Annotated in this window: 5 protein-coding genes and 1 pseudogene; 5 read left to right on the top strand and 1 reads right to left on the bottom strand. The window is 70.3% G+C overall.

The genetic code is table 11. The features are described from left to right. Positions 1-89: pseudogene (locus ACFWEP_RS32960) on the bottom strand (PTS glucose transporter subunit IIA); the annotation flags it as partial. On the opposite strand from ACFWEP_RS32960, the gene ACFWEP_RS32955 reads away from it, so the two are divergent. The 5 genes from ACFWEP_RS32955 (at position 52) to rpoZ (ending at position 3,628) form a co-directional block, all read left to right on the top strand. Then, on the top strand, positions 52-1,155 hold the full coding sequence (locus tag ACFWEP_RS32955; protein WP_387375718.1) for a quinone-dependent dihydroorotate dehydrogenase: 1,104 nt from the start codon (positions 52-54) through the stop codon (positions 1,153-1,155). The pseudogene ACFWEP_RS32960 and the gene ACFWEP_RS32955 overlap by 38 nt on opposite strands. Further along, a complete protein-coding gene (pyrF, locus tag ACFWEP_RS32950; RefSeq protein ID WP_387375716.1) occupies positions 1,152-2,003 on the top strand; it encodes an orotidine-5'-phosphate decarboxylase in 852 nt (283 codons plus the stop codon). Before ACFWEP_RS32955 ends, pyrF begins: the two co-directional genes overlap by 4 nt. Before the next feature lie 249 nt (positions 2,004-2,252). Beyond that, complete coding sequence (locus tag ACFWEP_RS32945; RefSeq protein WP_266702292.1) at positions 2,253-2,576, top strand: integration host factor; 324 nt, start codon at positions 2,253-2,255, stop codon at positions 2,574-2,576. A 38-nt stretch (positions 2,577-2,614) separates the two neighbouring features. After that, positions 2,615-3,232: a guanylate kinase gene (gene gmk / locus ACFWEP_RS32940; protein ID WP_328722774.1), complete on the top strand. Its 618-nt coding sequence runs from the start codon at positions 2,615-2,617 to the stop codon at positions 3,230-3,232. 123 nt (positions 3,233-3,355) lie between these two features. After that, positions 3,356-3,628 (top strand): DNA-directed RNA polymerase subunit omega, encoded by a 273-nt coding sequence (gene rpoZ, locus ACFWEP_RS32935; protein ID WP_003970369.1) that lies wholly within the window; start codon positions 3,356-3,358, stop codon positions 3,626-3,628. Positions 3,629-3,700 lie beyond the last annotated feature (72 nt).

The following is a 3,700-nucleotide window of genomic DNA, read 5'->3' as shown; positions in this document are numbered from 1 at the left end:
ACGACACCGGCGACCGGGGAGACGGCCTCCGAGGGCTCGCGCACCGGGTCGATCGCGGTACCGGGCCCCACCATCGCGCCCGAGAAGACCGAGCAGGCCCACTACCTGGCCTTCCGGTGGATCCGTCTCGCCGCCCGCACCCCCGTCCTGCGGACGTACGTCGCCGCGGTGCTCGCCCCCCGGTACAAGGCCCTGCGCACCGAGGCCCTCGGCCTGCGGATGCACGGCCCCTTCGGCCTCGCCGCCGGCTTCGACAAGAACGCGATCGCGATCGACGGCATGGCGATGCTCGGCTTCGACCACGTCGAGATCGGCACCGTGACCGGCGAGCCGCAGCCCGGCAACCCGAAGAAGCGGCTCTTCCGCCTCGTCGCCGACCGCGCCCTGATCAACCGCATGGGCTTCAACAACGAGGGCTCCGCCGCCGTCGCCGCCCGTCTCGGCGCCCGCGAGCCCGTCTTCCGCACCACCGTCGGCGTCAACATCGGCAAGACCAAGGTGGTCGAGGAGGCCGACGCCGCCGCCGACTACGTGAAGTCCACCGAGCGCCTCGCCGCCCACGCCGACTACCTCGTGGTCAACGTCTCCTCACCCAACACCCCGGGCCTGCGCAACCTCCAGGCCACCGAAGCGCTGCGCCCGCTGCTGACCGCCGTGCGCGAGGCCGCCGACCGCACCGTGACCGACCGCCGTGTCCCGCTGCTGGTCAAGATCGCCCCCGACCTCGCGGACGAGGACGTCGACGCCGTCGCCGACCTCGCCGTGGAGCTCGGCCTCGACGGCATCATCGCCACCAACACCACCATCGCCCGCGACGGCCTCGGCCTGCGCTCGTCCGCCTCCCTGACCGGGGAGACCGGCGGACTCTCCGGCGCCCCGCTCAAGGCGCGCTCCCTGGAGGTCCTCACGAGGCTCTACGCGCGCGTGGGCGACCGGATCACCCTGGTGGGCGTCGGCGGCGTCGAGAACGCCGAGGACGCCTGGCAGCGCATCCTGGCCGGTGCCACGCTCGTCCAGGGCTACAGCGCCTTCATCTACGAGGGCCCGTTCTACGCCCGCGCGATCCACAAGGGGCTGGCCGCCCGGCTGGCCGCATCCCCGTACGCCACGCTCGCCGAAGCCGTCGGCGCCGCCACCCGGAAGGCCGCACAGTGACCCTCGAAACCGCGCCCCTCGAACCCTTCGGCGCCCGCCTGCGCCGCGCCATGGACACCCGCGGACCGCTCTGCGTCGGCATCGACCCGCACGCCTCGCTGCTCGCCTCCTGGGGCCTGTCCGACGACATCGCGGGCCTGGAGCGCTTCACCCGCACGGTCGTCGAGGCGCTCGCCGACCGGGTCGCCGTCCTCAAGCCGCAGTCCGCGTTCTTCGAGCGCTTCGGCTCGCGCGGCGTCGCCGTCCTGGAGACGGCCGTCGCCGAGGCCCGCTCGGCTGGCGCGCTCGTCCTCATGGACGCCAAGCGCGGCGACATCGGCTCCACCATGGGTGCCTACGCGGCCACCTACCTGGACAAGGACTCGCCGCTGTTCTCGGACGCGGTCACCGTCTCGCCGTACCTCGGCTTCGGCTCGCTGCGCCCGGCACTCGACGCCGCAGCCGTCTCCGGCGCGGGTGTCTTCGTGCTGGCGCTCACCTCCAACCCGGAGGGCGCCGAGGTGCAGCGCTCGACCGCGGCCGACGGCCGCTCGCTCGCCCAGCTGATGCTCGACCACATGGCCGCCGAGAACGCCGGAGCCGAGCCGCTGGGTTCGGTCGGCGCGGTGGTCGGCGCGACCCTCGGGGACGCCGGGGTGAATCTGGCGATCAACGGTCCGCTGCTCGCTCCCGGGATCGGTGCCCAGGGCGCCACCCCGGCCGATCTGCCGGCCGTGTTCGGCGAATCGGTGGGCAACGTGGTGCCGAGCGTGAGCCGGGGTGTTCTGCGTCACGGTCCGGACGTCGCGGGTCTGCGCGAGGCCGCGACACGCTTCGCCGACGAGGTCCGTACGGCCGTTCACGGATAGTTGAATGCGACACATAACAGCGAGTTGACGAATTCCTGAGCAAAATACCGGGCTTTATGCGGTAAATGTCCTGGTCGGCCAAGGCTGACCAGGACTTTTCGTTCGTTCTCGCTGACTCCGGAGCGGTTGGCCGCTAGTCTCCGTCGAGAGCCAACGAGCACAGGTTGTTGTTCGTGGCTCGCCAGGTGTGGGGCGAAAGGTTCCTCACCGGTCCGTATCCGACAGATCGACATCCGAGGTGACGTAGGCGTGGCTCTTCCGCCCCTTACCCCTGAACAGCGCGCAGCCGCGCTCGAAAAGGCCGCCGCGGCTCGCCGGGAGCGGGCCGAGGTAAAGAATCGACTCAAGCACTCCGGCGCCTCGCTCCACGAGGTCATCAAGCAGGGTCGGGAGAACGACGTCATCGGCAAGATGAAGGTCTCCGCACTCCTTGAGTCCCTGCCGGGCGTGGGCAAGGTCCGCGCCAAGCAGATCATGGAGCGTCTCGGGATCTCCGAGAGCCGCAGAGTCCGGGGTCTCGGCTCCAACCAGATCGCATCCTTGGAGCGAGAGTTCGGCGGCTCAGCCGCCTGACGTTCTCAGGCACCCCTGAGAACCTGGATAATCGCTGCATGGCTGCAACATCCCGGGGGACGTCCCCCGTACCCCCGGACGTACGTCCGCGGCTGACCGTGCTCTCCGGCCCCTCAGGGGTCGGCAAGAGCACGGTCGTCGCGCATATGCGCAAGGTCCACCCCGAGGTCTGGCTCTCGGTGTCGGCGACGACCCGCAAGCCCCGCCCCGGTGAGAGCAACGGCGTCCACTACTTCTTCGTGGACGACCAGGAGTTCGACAAGCTGATCGCCAACGGCGAGCTGCTCGAATGGGCGGAGTTCGCGGGCAACCGCTACGGCACCCCCCGCAGGGCCGTCCTCGACCGGCTGGAGAACGGCGAGCCGGTGCTGCTGGAGATCGACCTCCAGGGCGCCCGGCTGGTCCGCGAGTCGATGTCCGACGCACGGCTCGTCTTCCTGGCCCCGCCGAGCTGGGACGAGCTGGTCCGCCGGCTCACCGGCCGGGGCACCGAACCGCCCGAGGTGATCGAGCGCAGGCTCGCCGCCGCCAAGGTCGAACTGGCCGCCGAGGCCGAGTTCGACACCACCCTCGTCAACACCTCCGTCGAGGACGTGGCACGCGAGCTGCTAGCCTTGATGCTTCAGGCTTCCGACCACCGTGCCACGAGCGACTGACGAACCGACGCGAACGGCCTCCCGGCCGGCGCGGAACGTCGGCCGGACCGCACGGATCACCGTCGGCCGGCAGCCGCAGCATCAAAGATCTCTTTGATCTACACCCCCTTCGGAAGGCAGAGAGTGTCCTCTTCCATCACCACGCCCGAGGGCATCATCAACCCGCCGATTGATGAGCTCCTCGAGGCCACCGACTCGAAGTACAGCCTCGTGATCTACGCCGCCAAGCGCGCGCGCCAGATCAACGCGTACTACTCGCAGCTCGGTGAAGGCCTCCTCGAGTACGTCGGTCCGCTCGTCGACACCCACGTTCACGAGAAGCCGCTGTCGATCGCGCTCCGCGAGATCAACGCCGGCCTGCTGACCTCCGAGGCCATCGAGGGCCCCGCGCAGTAAGCAGCCCCACCTCCCGCCCCAGGCGGGAAGAACGCACCTTCACCCCGGGCCCGGCGGATCATCCGCCGGGCC

The sequence above is a fragment of the Streptomyces sp. NPDC060198 genome, assembly GCF_042728415.1.
In the GTDB taxonomy this organism is placed as follows: Bacteria; Actinomycetota; Actinomycetes; order Streptomycetales; family Streptomycetaceae; genus Streptomyces.
This window is presented reverse-complemented; position numbering and strand designations above follow the sequence as displayed.